Source organism: Methylobacterium sp. BI1 (assembly GCF_056680125.1).
This window is the reverse complement of sequence record NZ_CM155267.1, coordinates 4,721,501-4,737,680: the sequence shown is the minus strand read 5'-3', so window position 1 is coordinate 4,737,680 and position 16,180 is coordinate 4,721,501. Positions and strand designations below refer to the sequence as shown.

Sequence of the window (16,180 nt, the reverse complement as noted above, 5' to 3'; positions counted from 1 at the left end):
CTACGTCTCACACAGGGGACAGGTTACTGAGGACGAATAAGTTTAGCAACAAGAGCGTACTAGATCGTGCCTGTACGTCTTATTTGACTATCAATTGCCCTCCGAAGGCAAAGGTCACACGTTCGAATCGTGTCGGGTGCGCCATAAGCTCATAATCGTCGATGTGAACGTGTCGTCCGCTCTTCTCTGAAGACAGGCTGCCGGCAGCCGCTGTACGGAGCGGGGTCCAATACGGTTTGGGTTTGTTTGACCGCAAAGCTGGGACCTGGTCGCCAGATGAGCGTTTCCATCCGGCCTATTGCGTCGCTGCCTGGTGCATCAAAATATCGTTCGGCTCATCTTGTCGAATTCCGTTCGTCGGGGAGGCTATCACGGCCTTGAACTCTGGGTGGAGGCGCCCAAGCATGGTTCGGCAGACTCTTCGAGGAATCGCCGGATCCATCCGTCGACGCGTGCGCCGTCGGCCGGCGCATCGAGGGAGGCCAGGGCTCGCGCGCGGACAGTCGCGTCGAGGTCGTTCGGGCGGTGGCCGGCGATCAGGGTGCGGGCATAGTCGGTCGTGAATTCCGGATGACACTGGAACGACAGGGCGCGCCGCTCGGAATAGGCGAGGATGCCGTGGGGGTGAAGGCGTTGCCCGCCAGCGTTCGGCTCGCCGGCGGTGTGGCCACCACCTGGTCCTGGTGGATGGCTGGGACGGACACCTGCGGCGGCCCGTCCCTCCAGTCCGCCGTCTCATGGATGGCATAGGTGTGCAGCCCGATCCCCCAACTCTTCGGCGATTTCTCGACCCGGCCGCCGAAGGCGGCTGCCATGACCCGATGCCCGAAGCAGATCCCTACGAGGGGCTTTCCCGGATCGAGCGCGCGCAGGACACCGATCAGCGTCCCGATACAAGGCAGGAGATCGTAGGCGCCGGCCGGTGGGCCCGTCACCAGGGTGGCGTCGAAGGCGTCCGGATCGGCGGGCAAGTCGTCCCGGTTCACCCGGAGAACCGAGACCTCGTGCCCGGGGTCGAGCCGGTCGGCGGCCATCCGGCCGTAGCCGGGGTATCGTCCGGCGAGGCACTCCGGGGGGGGGTGCTTCGAGAATCGCGATCTTCATGCTGGGGATGCTGAGCCGGCATGGGTCCCCCGATACCAGGGCTTCCCCCGCGCGGCCCTACGTTTCTCGCGCGAATCGCGGCGTCGGTGGTCCTTCGCATTCCAGGCATCGGCCGGCGCCATGATCGATCGATGCGGAGATCCGGGGCAGGATCTGGTTTCGCGCGGGCCAGCGTTGTGCGACAGTTCAGGAATACGCCCACATGGTCTTCGCCCACGGGTGCTGTCGCATGGCGTCAACGCGCCAACTTGGGCTAAGTGACTTCATTCGAAACGGAGGATACAACGGCTGGCCGCCGGGAAAGTTCCCTTCATGAGCTATCATCTCGATCAGGGTATCAGGCCAGATACATCCGATCCGCAGCGGCTTGCTAAGCTGGCGGCGCTCGACATCCTCGACACGTCTCCGGAGCAGGCGTTCGATGATGTCGTACAGCTGGCCCGGCTGCTGTGCGCATCGCCCGTGGCCCTGATCAGCCTGGTCGACAGCGATCGCCAATGGTTCAAGGCCCGCGTCGGCTTTCCGCCCTGCGAGACCGACCTGAACGCGTCCGTCTGCGTCTACGCCCTGAGCGAACCCGACCTGCTCGTGATTCCCGACCTGACGGGCGATCCCCGCACGTCCCGGAATCCCCTGGTCACGGGCGATCCGCATATCCGCTTCTACGCCGGCGCCCCCCTGCGGATGCCCAGCGGTCACGTGCTCGGCAGCCTGTGCGTGCTCGATCACCAGCCGCGCCCGGAGGGATTGACGGAGGATCAGGCGGACGGCCTGCGGCGCCTGGCGCGTCAGGTCACGACCCTCATCAACGAGCGCCGGCAGATCGCCCTGGTGAAGGCCGAGGAGGTCTATGCCCGGGCGGCCTCGCTTCGCCGCGCCGCGCTGATCGAGCTCGGGGATTTCCTGCGGAACGAGGCCTCGATCCCGGCGATGACCCACCGGGCGGCGGAGATCGTCGGCCGGACCCTCGATGCCAGCCGCACCGGGTACGGCGAACTCGACGGGGCCGGCGAGCACATCACCATCCATCGCGACTGGACCACCGTCGGCTCGGACAGCCTCGTCGGGCGACATCGCTTCATGGACCACGAGACCCTCGGGCCCTGCCTGTCGCGCGGGGAAACCCTCGTGGTCGATGCCGTCTCCGAGGATCCACGCACCGTGGAGACGGCCGCGCTCCTCTCGCGGATCAATGTCGGCGCGATGCTCAACGTCCCGGTGCGGGAGCGCGGGCGCAGCGTCGGCCTGTTCTTCGTGCACAGCGATGGTCCGCGCACCTGGCGGCACGAGGAGGTCGCTTTCGTCCGCAACGTCGCGGATCGCGTCCAGGTGGGCATCGCACGCCTCCGGGCCGAGGAGCAGCAGGCGGTGCTCAATCGGGAACTCAGCCATCGCATGAAGAACATGCTGGCCATGGTCCAGGCGATCGCCACCCAGACCCTGCGCAGCGCACCCGACCTCGAAACCGCCCAGGACGTGCTGGCCGACCGCCTGATCGCCATGAGCAAGGCCCACGACCTGCTCCTCAGCGGGACCCGCGAGAGCGCCAGCATCGAGGCGATCATCCGCGCGGCGCTCGAGATCCACGACGATGCCCGGTCGGAGCGGCTGCACCTGGACGGTCCGTTCGTCCAGGTCGGCTCCAGGGCCGCCCTTTCCCTGGCCCTGATGGTCCATGAACTGGCGACGAACGCGGCCAAGTACGGGGCGCTGTCGCGATCCGAGGGCTCGGTCGCCGTGATCTGGAGCATCGAGACCGAAGGGCCGGAAGCGATGCTGTCCCTGTGCTGGACCGAGCGTGGCGGGCCTGCCGTCGTCACCCCGACGCGCCGGGGCTTCGGGACCCGCCTGATCGAGCGGGGCCTCGCCGGCGCCGTGGGCGGGGCGGTGCGCACCACCTACGCGCCTACGGGACTGGTCTGTCACCTGGCCGCGCCGCTGCGTGGGATTGAAGCGGAGGAGTAAGGCGCGTAGGGTCCGCCGGCTTGGAGCGCTGGACTTGAGGGTCGCTTGAGGCAAGTGGCGGCAACATGGCCGCTATGCCGGACCTTTCTCGACAGCGAAGCATTGAGGTTCATGACCTACTCCACCTCCTCCAAAGGCTCTCACGCTCTCGTGGTGGAAGATGACGGTCTGATTCGCATGGACGCCGTCGATATTCTCGAGCGGGCCGGCTACGCCACCCTCGAGGCCCAGACCGCCGATCAGGCCCTGGACCTGCTGCGCCGCTGCCATCGCGACGTGTCGGTCCTGTTCACAGATGTCCGGATGCCCGGCACGCAGGACGGCTTCTCCCTGGCGCGGGAAACCGCCCGGACATACCCCCACATCGCCATTCTGGTCTCGTCGGGAATTGCCCGCCCGGTCCTCGGCGACATGCCCGACCTGGCGCATTTCATCGAGAAGCCCTTCAGCGCCCGCATCGTCAAACGCCATCTGCAGCAGATGATCGACGAGAACGGCGTGAAGGTTCAGTAGATCGGGGATCGGATCCGCGTCCGGCTGCTTGTGGGGCGTTCCCGCAGGTCCGCTGTAATTATCCGCCGCTCCTCGCCACCCCAGATCCGCCGAGCGCTCCGGCAGCGTCGCGACCCTCGACGACTTCCACCCGGATTGCGAGCTCGCAGCACCGATCGTGGACCGGCCTGCCGACCATCAAGGCCGGCTTCGTTAGCCCCTTCGCGGCGAGAATGGCGGGCGCCATCCGAACGAGAAGGATCGCGAAGCTCACCGGATCGTAAACCGCCAGACCCGCGAGGTGGAATGGTAGAGGCGTCCGGGTCGAATTCGAAAGCCGAGAGGCATGGGGGTTCGAGTGCCCCCGCCGGCACCGGTGTCGGCCGAGGCGCACCTGATGACGGGCTGGCCGTAGGGTGCCCGCCGAGCCTTTCCGGATCGGGGGGGGGCTATCGCCGCAGGGCCGCCGCCAGGGATCCCGGCGAATGGTATGCCGTGGTGGTCGTTACCTCCACTTCCTGCATGAATCTGGCGACCGTCATCGTCGCAAGATCCATCGCCAGCATCTCTTTGACGATCGAATCGTAGCGATCATGGAGGAGCGTCGAGGTTGGATCCAGGCGTGATATCAGCACTAGGGTCTGTCGTCGCCTGAACGGATTGGTTTGGCTTTCGTTTTCGTCTCTCTGATGCAGGAGGGGTGATGCTGAGCGACGCGCAGTGGTCTGAACTGGAGCCCCTGGTGGAGGCCTGCCGGCCCAAGGCCAAGACGCCCCCACAGGATCTTCGGCGCACGCTCTCAGCCATCCTCTGGCGGCATCAGAACGGGGCCAAGTGGCGGGCTATTCCGGGGGATCTGGGTCCCTGGTGGCGCGCTGCGCAGATCTTCATCCGCTGGTCCCGTGCCGGCGTCTGGGAGCGACTGCTTGGCCTCGTGCAGGAGCGGGGCGTCCAACTCGGGATGGTGTTCCTGGACGGCACGAACATGCGAGCGCACCAAAAGGCGGCGGGAGCTGCCAAAAGGGGGGATCTGGGCCCGAGCGAGATGCTCGTGAAGCTCTTGGCCGCTCACGTGGCGGCTATGGCACCAAGGCTTGCGTGATCGCGGATGGACGGGGTCGCGCCATCGCCTTCCGGCTGGCGCCCGGTCAGGCCCATGAACTGCCCCATGCGGTTCCGCTGCTCGACCAGCTTCCGGGTGTGCCCAAGTGGGTCGTCGGGGACCGCGGCTACACCAGCCACGCCTTTCGTGAGCACATCTGGGACATGGGCGCGCGGCCCGCGATCCCGCCTCAGCGCCACGAAGCACCCGTCGCCTGCCCGGACTGGATCTACAACAACCGCAACCAGGTCGAGCGCCTCTGGGCCAAGCTCAAGGAGTGGCGCGCCATCGCCACACGCTACGAGAAGACGACCGTCAGCTTCATGGGCGTCCTCTGTCTTGCCGCGGCCCTCGATTGGCTCAAGCGATGACAGACCCTAGTCCCGTGGGTGCTGAATCCAAGCAGATGATGTTGAGATCTGTCCGGTGACGCTTGAGCGCGAGAATCGTCCTCCAGACGTCGCCGGTCCACCAGCCGCCCCTGTGCGGCGCGTTCGGCGGTGTTCCGTTCTGGGTTCGATCCGTCATGGGTATCTCGACCGGAATGCAGTCGTGAAGGGCGATGACACCGCACGGCGCCGAATGTCGTTCCGCGTTCATGAAGTCGCGGAGCAGAAACTCGCAGCGATGCATGCCATCGAGGAACGTGAAATCGAGCGCGGATCCTAGCAACGCCTTCGGTGTATAATCCCGAAAGAATCTGTCGCTCTCGAGTTGATAGAACAGACACACAGATTTTTCGCCGATCACTTCCGAGGTGATCTGGAATTTAGGATCGATTGCAATGGATGGGGATCGCGAGAGCGCCAGTGTTCCTCCGGTCAGAGTGCCGATTTCAAGATAGGCTGCGGGGCTCAGTTCGTGATGAAGCTTTATCAATGTGTCTCGATAGCTTTCTCCGGCTAGATCGGGCAAGCAATTGTCGTTGTAAATCATATTTGAACCCTTGAGCGAGTTGTCTGCAAAGGCGAGTCCGGGAATTTTGTTGCGTGTCGGGAGACTGGAAATTTCCAAAAGCTCTTGGGCGAACCGGTTTACATCTTTGATTTTCCGGGAGCAGCTATAGCCGGAAATTTCCAGACTATCAATATTGTCGAATGGATAGAGATATCTTGTGTCTGAGTTATTGAGTTTGTCAAGTATTAAAAAGTTGGTATTGATGAGCTTGTCTAGAGTTATGCAAGTGATTCGAGGTCTTTGCCGTGAAAAGATGTGATTGTGAAATGCCGAACCTGCGAAACCAAAAATATTCTGACGATTTGAAAATAAATCGATCTGTTGCGGAAGTGTAAGTTGTTCCGGGTAAACGATATCGAATCCGAGCGAGACAAGAACATCTTCCAGTTCGACCTCGTTTGCAATGTGGGCGACGCTATTGATACCCATGCGGGATTTGGAAAGCCAGACCGGTCGGGGCTCGCTTGCCAAGGGAGCACCTCTTCCCAGTGCGTCCCCGATCCGCCGCATGGGGGGAAGAAATGCCTCATGGGCGAGTTTCTGTTCGAGGAACGCAGGACCGGGGATCGTTAGCTTCCGGAAGCGCACCTCGTTCGTTGGTGCCACGAAGCGTTCGGGCCTTAAGCCCAATGCGGACGTGAGAACGCCCATATACCCGCGAAAATGGTCGTGGATCGCATGGTCGGAATGGCATAGCAGAGGCCGATCGACGTTGTCCGGCTGAGCGGCGAACCAGGCTCTCGCGAGGCTGCCGACGAGAAAATGGCCGTAGTGCGGGATCATGGCGCCGAAATAAATGTGCTCGGCCTGTTCGACATCGAGGTTCCGATCGCTCAAGTCGCGTGAGGGGCTTTGGCCGATCAATTGTAGTTCTGGGCCGCGTCGGTAGGCTGCATCAAGTATGAGAGTGCCATCCGTCGTATAAACGCCCCAAGACGGATCGCTGGCGAAAAAGACATCTCGTGAGAAGGGCGCATATACACAATCGACATCGTGTAATACAGCGGGATTTTCCGAATTAACTTCTGCCTCGCCGAAGTATGACAAAGAGGATAAAAAGGGCATCAGGCATCCGCCGCATGTGTCTGAGATGACTAGGCAACTTCTAGCAGCTAAACTATCAACTTCAACCGCTGCCCGAAGCTGGGATAGCCTTCCAGATATCCGGTGGTTGGATAAGCTCGTTACTGTTGTCCCCACGTCCCTCAGGGCCTTCACAGGCATGCGCCCATGAATGGGTCGGCTCCCTTGATTTTCGCTTTTCCTGACGGAGGAGCGTTGGGCGACGCTCAAGGGCCTGGACTGGCGGCCCTGGCCGAAGCTTACCCGAAGGATGTCCAAACCGCCTTCCAGAGAACTTTTGGAGGCGCCTGAGCGGGGTCAAGTGGCGGGACATTCCCGAGGGGTTGAGGTCCTGCTGGCGAGCGGGCTGGCTTTTCCTTCGCCGTTCCGCAACGGCTTCGTTGCCTCGCCGCAACCATCGACTGGGCGAACGATGAGAAGTCCGAGGAAATCCAGGACCACGCCCTCAGAGCACCGCGTCATAGACGGGCTTGCCCGCCGCGGCCGCCGGGGTTGCCAGAGCTTTCGCGGCGAGCACCGCCAGACCCATCAGGACGAGGAAAATCGCGAAGATCACCGGGTTGTAGACGACCAGGGCGACGAAGCAGATCGCGGCCATCAGGAGCGCGAAGGCGGGCGCCGCCGGGTAAAGGGGCGCGCGATAGGGCCTGACCAAGCCCGGCTCGATCCGGCGCAGCCGGAACAGGCTCGCCAGGCTCATCCCGTACATTACCAGCGCGCCGAACACCGCCATGGTGACGATGCTGGCGGTCAGCGACTGCCCCGCGATGGTCACCAAGTTGTCGCTGTAGATCGCCGCGATCCCCACGACGCCCCCCGCGAGGGTGGCGATGTGCGGCGTGCGGAAGCGCGGGTGCAGGCGGGAAAGCCCGCGGGGCAGGAAGCCAGCCCGGGCCAGGGCATAGATCTGCCGCGAATAGCCCATGATGATGCCGTGGAACGAGGCGACGAGGCCGAACAGGCCGAGCCAGACCAGCATGTGCAGCCAGCCGCTGGATTCCCCCACCACGCTCTTCATCGCCTGGGGCAGGGGATCGTTGAGGTTGCTCAAGCTCCGCCAGTCGCCCGCACCGCCGGCGAAGATCATCACGCCGAAGGCCAGGGCCGTCAGGGTCAGCACCCCCGTGATGTAGGCGATAGGGATGGTGCGCCTGGGGTCCTTGGCCTCTTCGGCGGCCATTGCCACGCCCTCGATGGCGAGGAAGAACCAGATCGCGAACGGGATGGCGGCGAACATGCCACCGATGGCCGGCAGGCCGAATTGGTCCGCGCCCGCCCAGCCGTTGGCCGCGAAGTTCGACCAGGCGAAGGCCGGAGCGACGACGCCCATGAAGACCAGGAGTTCGGCCACCGCCAGGATCGTGACGAACAGCTCGAAGGTCGCGGCGATCTGAACCCCGACGATGTTGAGGGTCATGAAGACGAGGTACGCGCCGAGGGCCGCGTGCTTCGGATCGAGGCCTGGAAACTGCACGTTGAGATAGGCGCCGATCGCCAGGGCGATGGCGGGCGGGGCGAAGACGAACTCGATCAGCGTGGCGTAGCCGGCGATGCAGCCGCCCACCGGCCCGAAGGCCCGTCGGCTGTAGGCGAAGGGGCCGCCGGCCTGCGGGATCGCCGTGGTGAGTTCGGTGAAGCTGAAGATGAAGGCGACGTACATCGCCGCCACGGCCGTGGTGGTGATGAGGAAGCCCATGGTCCCGGCGGAAGCCCAGCCGTAGCTCCAGCCGAAATACTCGCCCGAGATGACGAGCCCCACCGCGATGCCCCAGAGGTGGAAGGCGTTCAGGCCCTTGTGGAGGCTGCTCGTCTCGGTCTGCATCGCCCTGGCTCCGTCCCGTCGTCCGCCGCGGGCGGGGGAGCCTCAAGCAAGAGCGCTGCCGCTCCGGCGCCGCGGGTGGACGACCGGCCCCGGCGCGCTCAGGCGGCGCTGGCGCGGGGCCGCGGCCGGCGCCAGGGGGCCCGGCCCGCGGGCTCGGACGCCTTCGTCCGGATGTCCATGGGATTGCCGCGCCACACGATGGCGCCCCGCATCCAGGCGCTGACCCAGAGGGCGGGCACCAGGGCGTCGCGGATTAGGAAGGCGAGGAGCAGCCGGGGGTGCCGGTACCAGCGCGCCCGGGCGGCCAGGGCGATCTCGGCCCCGTACCACAGGCCGGTGAGCCCGAGGAGGAGGCCCGCCAGGGGGATGGACGGCACGGCCGCGAGGGCGAGGGCGAAGGGCAGGAGCGGGCTGCTGCCGATCTCGGGGGCAAAGAACAGCGGGAAGGTGACCCGGCGCAGCCGGGCCCAGCGCAGTTGCCGGGACCAGACCTCGGCGAGGCTGCGCCGTCCGAGGGGCTGGTCGAAGGGCGCGGCCACGAGGTGGACCCGCGCTCCCGCCGCACGCACGAGCTTCGTTGCCGCCGCATCCTCGGCGATCTCGGCCGCCAGGGCCCGGATGCCCCCGCGGGCCTCCAGGAAGGGCTTGTGCCAGAGCATGCTCTTGCCCTGGGCGAAACCGAGGCCGAGGGCCTCGCCGGTATATTGCCAGCGCGCCTGCAGGGTGTTCAGGAAGGCGCATTCCACCGCGGCGAACAGGCCGCTGGGGCGCGCCCCGATCGGCGTCGAGCAGACGAGGCCGGTATTCGGGCGCCAGGCCGCCTGCAGCTGCTGCAGGTAGTCCGGCGGCATCGCGACGTTCGAGTCAGCGAGCACGACCCAGTCGTGACGGGCCGCTTCCCAGCCGCGCACGCAGTTGTTGAGCTTCGGGTTGTCGCTGATCCGCTCGTCGCCGACGATCAGGCGGGCCGGCACGCCGGGATGCGCCGCCATCAGGCGCTCCAGCAGCGGCACGATCGGGTCGGCGCCGTGGGCCACGCAGAAGATCAGCTCGTAGGCGGGATGGGCGAGGGTGAAGCCGCGGGTCAGCAGCTCCTCGCTGAAGGGCTCGACGCCGCAGACCGGCCGTACCAGGGAGACCGGGGCGCCGCCGGGAAACACCGAGGCGCCGTTGCGCCGGCCGATCCGCAGGGCTGCCACCGCGATGCCGACGAGGTTGATGAGGGTCAGGGCGACGCAGAGCCAGAGGGCGACCGCGGCGCCCGGCTCCGACAGCTCCTGCATCGCCTGATCCCACATCCGCGACGTCTCCCGTTCGCGCGGCCCCACCATCGCAGCCCGGCGCGGGTTGGACACCGCGTCGCGTCCCGGACTGCACAGCGCCCCTAACAGCCGTGATGCTTCAGTCGTATGACAGCCACGGATCACGAGGGGGGATGCGGGTGGCGGGACCGGCGCAAGGGACGAGACCGGCACGCGTGGCGATCGTGGGGGCCGGGATGGCGGGGGCGAGCGCGGCCCGCCGTCTCCACGAGGCCGGATTCTCCGTCGCGGTGTTCGACAAGGGCCGGCAGCCCGGCGGCCGCATGGCGAACCGCCACGACCGCGAGACCGGCCTCCGTTTCGACCACGGCGCGCAGGTGATGCGGGCGCACGGCCCCGCCTTCCGTGCCCGCCTCGCCGCGTGGGAGGCCCGCGGTCTCGTCGCGCCCTACGATGCGCCCGGCCGTTTCACCGCCGTGCCGGACATGACCGCCCCCGTTCGCGACCTCCTCGACGGACTCGACGTGCAGGTCGGCCGCACCGTCGCCGGCCTGGCCTGCGCCGCCGACGGATGGCGGCTCTCCCTGGCGGAGGCCGGCGAGGACCGGGTCTTCGACGCGGTCGCCCTGACGCTGCCGGGACCGCAGGCCCTGCGCCTCCTGGGTACCGGCGGCTTCGTCCTGCCCGGGGTCGAACGGGCGGCCTACGCGCCCTGCTGGTCGCTGATGCTCGCCTGCGCGCGGGACCTTCCCATCCTGGACGACCTCCCGGGCGACGTCCTGCGCCCCACGGCCGGGCCGGTCGGTGCGCTGTTCCGCGAGGGCGCGAAGCCCGGACGCCTGACCGCGCCCGCCGCCTACACCGTCCATGCCACGCCCGACTGGTCGCGGACGCATCTCGAGGAGACCCCGGAGACGGTACGGGACGCCCTGCTCGCTGCCGTGGGCGACCTGTTCGGCGGCCCCATCGCGGTCCTGCAGGCCCGCGCCCATCGCTGGCGCTACGCCCTCGTGGAGGAGACCTGCGGCGCGCCTTGCCTCTACGATCCGGGCCGGCGCCTCGGCTATGCCGGCGACGGCTGCCTCGGCCCGCGCATCGAGGCCGCCCACGACAGCGGCCTCGCCCTGGCGGACCGGCTGATCGCGGACTTCGCATGAGCCGGTCACAATGAGCCTGCCCCAATGAGCCTGCCCATCGTCTTCCATCCGGCCTACGAGGCGACCCTGCCGGAGGGCCATCGCTTCCCGATGCGCAAGTACGGCCGCCTGGCCGAGCTCCTGACGGAACGGGGACTGGCGCCGGACGGCTTCGCGCGGCCGGAGCCCGCCGGGGCCGATCTCCTCGCCGCCGCCCATGACCGCGCCTACGTCGAGGCCGTGCTCGCCCTCGACGTCTCCCGCGAGATCGAGCGCAACATCGGCCTGCCGGTGGGCGCCTCGGTGGTCGCCCGTTCCTGCGCCTCCGTGGGCGGCACCCTGCTGGCGGCCCGCCTCGCCCTGGCGCACGGACTCGCGGGCAGCACGGCCGGCGGCAGCCACCATGCCCGGCGCGAGACCGGCGCCGGCTTCTGCATCTTCAACGACGTGGCGGTGGCCGCCCGCACCCTGCACGCCGAGGGCACCATCGGCCGGGCCCTGGTGGTGGATTGCGACGTCCACCAGGGCGACGGCACCGCCGATTGCCTCGGCGGGACGCCCGACCTCTTCACCCTCTCGATCCATGCCGAGAAGAACTATCCGACGCGCAAGATCGCCGGTGACCGCGATGTCGGCCTGCCGGACGGCGTCGACGATGCCGGCTATCTCGCCGTGCTGGCGGCCCATGTCGGGCCGCTGCTCGATGCCCTGCGCCCCGACATCGTGTTTTATAACGCCGGCGTCGACCCCCATCGCGACGACCGCCTCGGCCGCCTCGACCTCACCGATACGGGCCTGCTGGCGCGCGACCGCTTCGTCGTGGGCGAGGCCCATCGGCGGGGCATCCCCTTCGTCGGGGTGATCGGCGGCGGCTACTCCACCGACATCGACGCCCTCGCGGCCCGTCACGCCCTGGTCTTCGAAGCCATGGCCGAACGGGCGGCCTGACCGGGCGCCCGCCCCGTCATAGCGGCGGTGCCCGCGGCTCAGGAGGCCGACAGCACCGCGTGGCGGCCGACGATCCGGTTGATCGTCCGGCCCAGCTGCTCGGCGGAGTAGGGTTTGTGCAGCAGCTCGAAGCCGTGGGCATCCTCCTGTGCCAGGATGTGGCTGTAGCCGGAGGCGAGCAGCACCGGCAGCGTCGGATGACGCCGCTTCAGCTCCTGCGCCAGGGCGACGCCGCCCATGCCCGGCATGACCACGTCCGAGACGACGATGTCGAAGGGCGTGGCGTCCCGCTCGACTTCCGCCAGCGCGCTCTCGGCATCGGTGTGCCAGGTCGGCAGGTAGCCGAAATCCTCCAGGATCTGGCGCGCGAAGCGGCCGACCTCGAGATTGTCCTCGACCAGGAGGACGCGCAGGCCGTCCCCCGAAACGGCCGGGTGCTCGGCGGCGGGGGGCGAGGCCGGAAGCTGGCCGGCCGCCACCTCGGGCAGGTAGAGCGTGAAGGTGGTTCCGACTCCGACCACGCTGCGCACCGCGATGTCGCCGCCGGACTGCTTGGCGAAGCCGAAGACCTGGGACAATCCGAGCCCGGTGCCCTTGCCCACCCCCTTGGTGGTGAAGAACGGCTCGAAGATGCGGTCGAGCTGGTCCGGCGGGATTCCGCTGCCGGTGTCGGTCAGGGAGATGGCCGCGAACCGGCTCGCGCTGCCGCCATGGTTGCGCAGGGGGGGCAGGGGCGCCCGGCATTCGAGCCGGATGGTCAGGGTCCCCTGCTCCGCCATCGCGTCCCGGGCATTGACGGCCATGTTGATCAGGGCGGTCTCGAACTGGCTGAGATCCGCGCGGATGTAGCAGGTCTCGTCGGGCAGCTCGGTGACGACCCGGATGCAGGCGCCCGTCACCGTCTCCAGGAGTTCGGCGACGGCGACGAGCCGCGCCCGGACCTCGAACACCTCCGGCTTGAGCGCCTGGCGGCGCGCGAAGGCCAGGAGCTGGCCGGTCAGCTTGGCGGCCCGGTCGACGGTCTCGGAGACCGCATCGAGGTACCGGCTCTTGCGGGCCTCGGGCAGGTCCGGCCGGCGCAGGAAATCGACCGACGAGCGGATGATGGTCAGGAGATTGTTGAAGTCGTGCGCGACCCCGCCGGTGAGCTGGCCCACCGCTTCCATCTTCTGCGCCTGCCGCAGGGCCTCGTGGGTCTGCTCCAGCTCCGCCGTCCGCCCCGCCACGCGCTCTTCGAGGGTGGCGTTCAGTTCGCGCAGGGCCGCCTCGGCCTCCGCCTGCGCGTAGGCCGACCAGGTCCGCGCCGCGACCTCCATGGTCAGGCGCACTTCCGCATCGGTCCAGTGCCGCGGTTCGGCGGAATGGACGTAGAAGATGCCGCCGAGGGTGAGGCTTCCGCCCTCCTGCCCCCGCATCATCGGCGCCACGATCAGCGCCCGCGTGCCGATGCTGTCCCAGGTGGCCTGGAAGGCGGCCGCCCCCGTCCGCGGATCCGTCCGGCAATCCGTCACCACCAGGGTCTGGCCCCGGCGCAGCTCCGCGATCAGGACGGGGCCGAAGGCGTCCAGCACCCGGGTCTCGCCGGCGAGCGAGCGCATGCGTCCGTCGCACCAGTCGCGCTCGACGGAGATGACCTCGCCCCCGTTCTGGAGGTGTCCGTAGCCCGCCCGCCCGACGCCGAGATGCGCGCCCAGGCCGGCGGCGGCGATCATCTTGAGCTCCAGGGGCATCCCGGCCGTGCGGAGGCGATCCGCGAGGGCGATCTGGAAGCGCAGGTGGCCCTCGTCGGACTTGCGCGCCGTGATGTCGACGGTCGTCCCCAGCGCCCGGACGCAGCGCCCGCTGCCGTCGAAGACACCCCGGCCCTTGGCGGCGACCCAGCGCATCCGGCCGTCGTTCAGGCCGATGGTGCGGTATTCCACGTCGTAGGTCGCCCGCAGGGCGGGATCGAGGGCCGAGGCGAAGGCTTGGCGCGTGGCCGCCAGATCCTCCGGGTGTAGCCCGGCATAGAAATCGTCCATCGTCACCGCGGCTTCCGGCCCGAGGCCGAACATCGCCTTGGTCCGGTCCGACCAGATCAGGGTGCCGCCGATCGGGTCGAGGTCCCAGGTGCCGACCTCCGCCGCCTCGGTGGCCAGCCGCAGCTGCTCCTCCCGCCGCTGGAGCCGCATCTCGGCCTGCCTGCGGTCGTGGATGTCCTCCACCACGCCGTACCAGCGCAGGATCGTGCCGTCCTCGGCCCGGCGCGGAAAGGCCCGGGCCCGCATCCAGCGATGCTCCCCCGATGCCAGGCGGATGCGATAGTCGACGTCCACCGGCTCGCCCGAGGCGAGGCAGGCGGCGAACACGGCGAGGGCCTTCGGCAGGTCCTCGGGGTGGATCGCCCGGGTCCAGCCGTCGCCCAGGGGTTCGCCGGGGGCCTGTCCCGTCAGGGTCAGCCAGCGCGTCGCGTAGGAGGTGATGTTGCCGTGCGGATCGCAGGTCCAGGGCACCTGCGGGTTCAGCTCGACGGCGTGGCGATAATGGTCCTCGCTCTCGCGCAGGGCCGCTTCGCCGATCACCCGGTCGGTGGTTTCCGCGGTGACGCAGAACAGGCCGTTGATCGCGCCGGCATCGTCGTAGACGGGCGAGTAGGTGAAGGACCACCAGCTCTCCTCGGCGCGGCCGGTGCGGGCGAGATCGAGCTTCATGTCGGTGAGGGTGCGCGTCTCCCCCGCGAGCGTCGCCTCGACCAGGGGGCCGATATCGTCCCAGATGCTGCCCCAGACCTCGCGGAACGGGCGGCCGAGGGCCTGGGGCAGCCGGTAGCCGAGGATCGGCCGATAGGGATCGTTGTAGAAGCAGAGCAGCTCCGGCCCCCAGGCCAGGAACATCGGCCGCGGGCAGGCCAGCATGAGCGCCAGCGTGTTGCGGAGGGCCGGCGGCCAGGTCTCGGGCGGCCCGAGCGTCGTTCCCGACCAGTCGCGGGCGCGGATCTCGGCGCCGGTGGCGCTGCCCGCGTCGAGGAACGCCAGGGAAAAGGTCACGCGGCCCGCATCCCGGAGCGATCGCGCGCGCCAGGGATCGCCGCTCCGGCACGAAGGTTGCGAAGCTCGGGCGCAGCGATCCTCCGCCTCGCAAGCGGATACGGCCTTCCCGAGAAGACCGGCATCTCGGAGATTCGGGAATTCGACGCGGTCAGTCCGGATGGCATCTGCAAGACATAGCGCCGCCAAGGCGAACCGTACAGCGATCATCGGTCGCGGGACAGAACAGATCCCGGAAATCCCAACTAAATCTGGCCGGTCGATCTCTTGCGCAATCTGACTTTGCGAGCGCCGAGCCGCGGCCGGCAAGTATCAACCATGAAGCTGCCCGCCAGCATTTCGTTGACCATCTTCTCGATCACAGCCTTGCCAGGGGCCGGCGGCGAAATTCGTCTGCGCCAATACGCAGCAGGGGTCTGCGTCGGCTTTCGTTCATCCTTGTCCGGAAGCGAACGCGCGCTGCATCCGGTTTCAGGCCGGGAGCGGCTTTGGCAGGCTCTGGGCGGCGTTCTCCATGGCGTCGAACAGCTTTTCCAGCTCCGCGCCCTCGAGGCAGTGGAAGCCCAGGGTGCGGGTGAGCAGCAAGCCCAGGGTGGCGAAGGTCAGCATCGCGCCGGCCCCCGGGCAGCAGGCCACGTCCTCCATCTGGGCGAGGCGCTGCTTCAGGAAGGCGTTGAAGCCCGCGAAGGCCTCGGGGTTTTCCGCCGAAGCCAGCAGGAGCGCGCGGGGAAACCCGTCCTCGTCGGCGTAGACCTGACGTGCATGGGCGATCAGGGCGAGGGGGAGGGCGGCCGGGCCCGGACCCTGCTCGGCCTCGTGCGCGGCCACGCTCTCGCGGATCTCCCGCAGCTTGCGCTCGGCCAGCGCGGAGATCAGCGCGTCCTTCGAGGCGTAGTGGTGCAGCACGCCCCCCTTGCTGAGCGAGGCCTCGGCCGCCACCGCATCGATGGTGAGCGTTCGGGTGCCCACGCGCCGGATCAGGCGTTCGGCGGCGTCCAGGATGACCACCGGTCGGTCTTCGCGGCGGGTACGCGCCTTCATCATCGACGATCCAGCCGGTTCACCGGCGGTTTCGGGGGCAGGAGATCTGGTGCCAAGTCCGGCGTAAAGATCGGGAACGACACCGGGATATCGGGGAACGATGGCGCGGGGAAGACGGTTCGCCGAAAAAAGAAACCGTCTGGACGGTCGGTATCGCAGCCGATATGGGTGGCGCCAGACAGGGGCCTTTCGAGTTCGAGGACGCGATGGTGGGTAGGCTGACCGTGTGGCCGCGCAGGTGC

Annotated in this window: 11 protein-coding genes and 1 tRNA gene; 6 read left to right on the top strand and 6 right to left on the bottom strand. The window is 67.7% G+C overall.

Annotated features, from left to right (window positions below):
- Positions 1-66 precede the first annotated feature (66 nt).
- Positions 67-144 (top strand) — tRNA-OTHER (locus AC1MGR_RS22325).
- 392 nt (positions 145-536) lie between these two features.
- On the opposite strand, the gene AC1MGR_RS22320 is transcribed toward AC1MGR_RS22325, so the two are convergent.
- Positions 537-1,034: a type 1 glutamine amidotransferase gene (locus AC1MGR_RS22320; RefSeq protein ID WP_480232989.1), complete on the bottom strand. Its 498-nt coding sequence runs from the start codon at positions 1,032-1,034 to the stop codon at positions 537-539.
- Between the two features lie 382 nt (positions 1,035-1,416).
- Here AC1MGR_RS22320 and AC1MGR_RS22315 point away from each other — a divergent pair, with 382 nt between their 5' ends.
- The 3 genes from AC1MGR_RS22315 (at position 1,417) to AC1MGR_RS22305 (ending at position 5,034) form a co-directional block, all read left to right on the top strand.
- Positions 1,417-3,069, top strand: coding sequence for a sensor histidine kinase (locus AC1MGR_RS22315; protein ID WP_480232988.1), 1,653 nt, complete (start codon positions 1,417-1,419; stop codon positions 3,067-3,069).
- Between the two features lie 54 nt (positions 3,070-3,123).
- Positions 3,124-3,582 (top strand): response regulator, encoded by a 459-nt coding sequence (locus AC1MGR_RS22310; protein ID WP_480234872.1) that lies wholly within the window; start codon positions 3,124-3,126, stop codon positions 3,580-3,582.
- Positions 3,583-4,264: 682 nt separating this feature from the next.
- Positions 4,265-5,034 (top strand): IS5 family transposase gene (locus tag AC1MGR_RS22305; RefSeq protein ID WP_480232987.1). Its coding sequence is split into 2 segments (ribosomal slippage): positions 4,265-4,580 and positions 4,580-5,034, totalling 771 coding nucleotides; the frame shifts between segments, so codons are not numbered across the junction.
- On the opposite strand, the gene AC1MGR_RS22300 is transcribed toward AC1MGR_RS22305, so the two are convergent.
- The 3 genes from AC1MGR_RS22300 to AC1MGR_RS22290 all read right to left on the bottom strand — a co-directional run bounded on the left by AC1MGR_RS22300 (position 5,024) and on the right by AC1MGR_RS22290 (position 9,808).
- Positions 5,024-6,685, bottom strand: a complete 1,662-nt coding sequence (locus AC1MGR_RS22300; protein ID WP_480232986.1) for a glycosyltransferase 61 family protein — start codon at positions 6,683-6,685, stop codon at positions 5,024-5,026. The genes AC1MGR_RS22305 and AC1MGR_RS22300 overlap by 11 nt on opposite strands.
- Positions 6,686-7,148: 463 nt before the next feature.
- Positions 7,149-8,525, bottom strand: coding sequence for an ethanolamine permease (eat, locus tag AC1MGR_RS22295; protein WP_480232985.1), 1,377 nt, complete (start codon positions 8,523-8,525; stop codon positions 7,149-7,151).
- A 98-nt stretch (positions 8,526-8,623) separates the two neighbouring features.
- The gene (locus AC1MGR_RS22290; RefSeq protein ID WP_480232984.1) at positions 8,624-9,808 is read right to left on the bottom strand and encodes a ceramide glucosyltransferase; all 1,185 of its coding nucleotides are present in this window, start codon (positions 9,806-9,808) and stop codon (positions 8,624-8,626) included.
- A gap of 113 nt (positions 9,809-9,921) precedes the next feature.
- On the opposite strand from AC1MGR_RS22290, the gene AC1MGR_RS22285 reads away from it, so the two are divergent.
- Complete coding sequence (locus tag AC1MGR_RS22285) at positions 9,922-10,944, top strand: NAD(P)/FAD-dependent oxidoreductase (protein WP_480232983.1); 1,023 nt, start codon at positions 9,922-9,924, stop codon at positions 10,942-10,944.
- 24 nt (positions 10,945-10,968) lie between these two features.
- On the top strand, positions 10,969-11,871 hold the full coding sequence (locus AC1MGR_RS22280) for a histone deacetylase family protein (protein ID WP_480232982.1): 903 nt from the start codon (positions 10,969-10,971) through the stop codon (positions 11,869-11,871).
- 38 nt (positions 11,872-11,909) lie between these two features.
- Here AC1MGR_RS22280 and AC1MGR_RS22275 read toward each other — a convergent pair whose 3' ends face one another.
- Complete coding sequence (locus tag AC1MGR_RS22275) at positions 11,910-14,744, bottom strand: PAS domain-containing protein (RefSeq protein ID WP_480234871.1); 2,835 nt, start codon at positions 14,742-14,744, stop codon at positions 11,910-11,912.
- A 624-nt stretch (positions 14,745-15,368) separates the two neighbouring features.
- Positions 15,369-15,941, bottom strand: coding sequence for a TetR/AcrR family transcriptional regulator (locus tag AC1MGR_RS22270; RefSeq protein WP_108040143.1), 573 nt, complete (start codon positions 15,939-15,941; stop codon positions 15,369-15,371).
- Positions 15,942-16,180 lie beyond the last annotated feature (239 nt).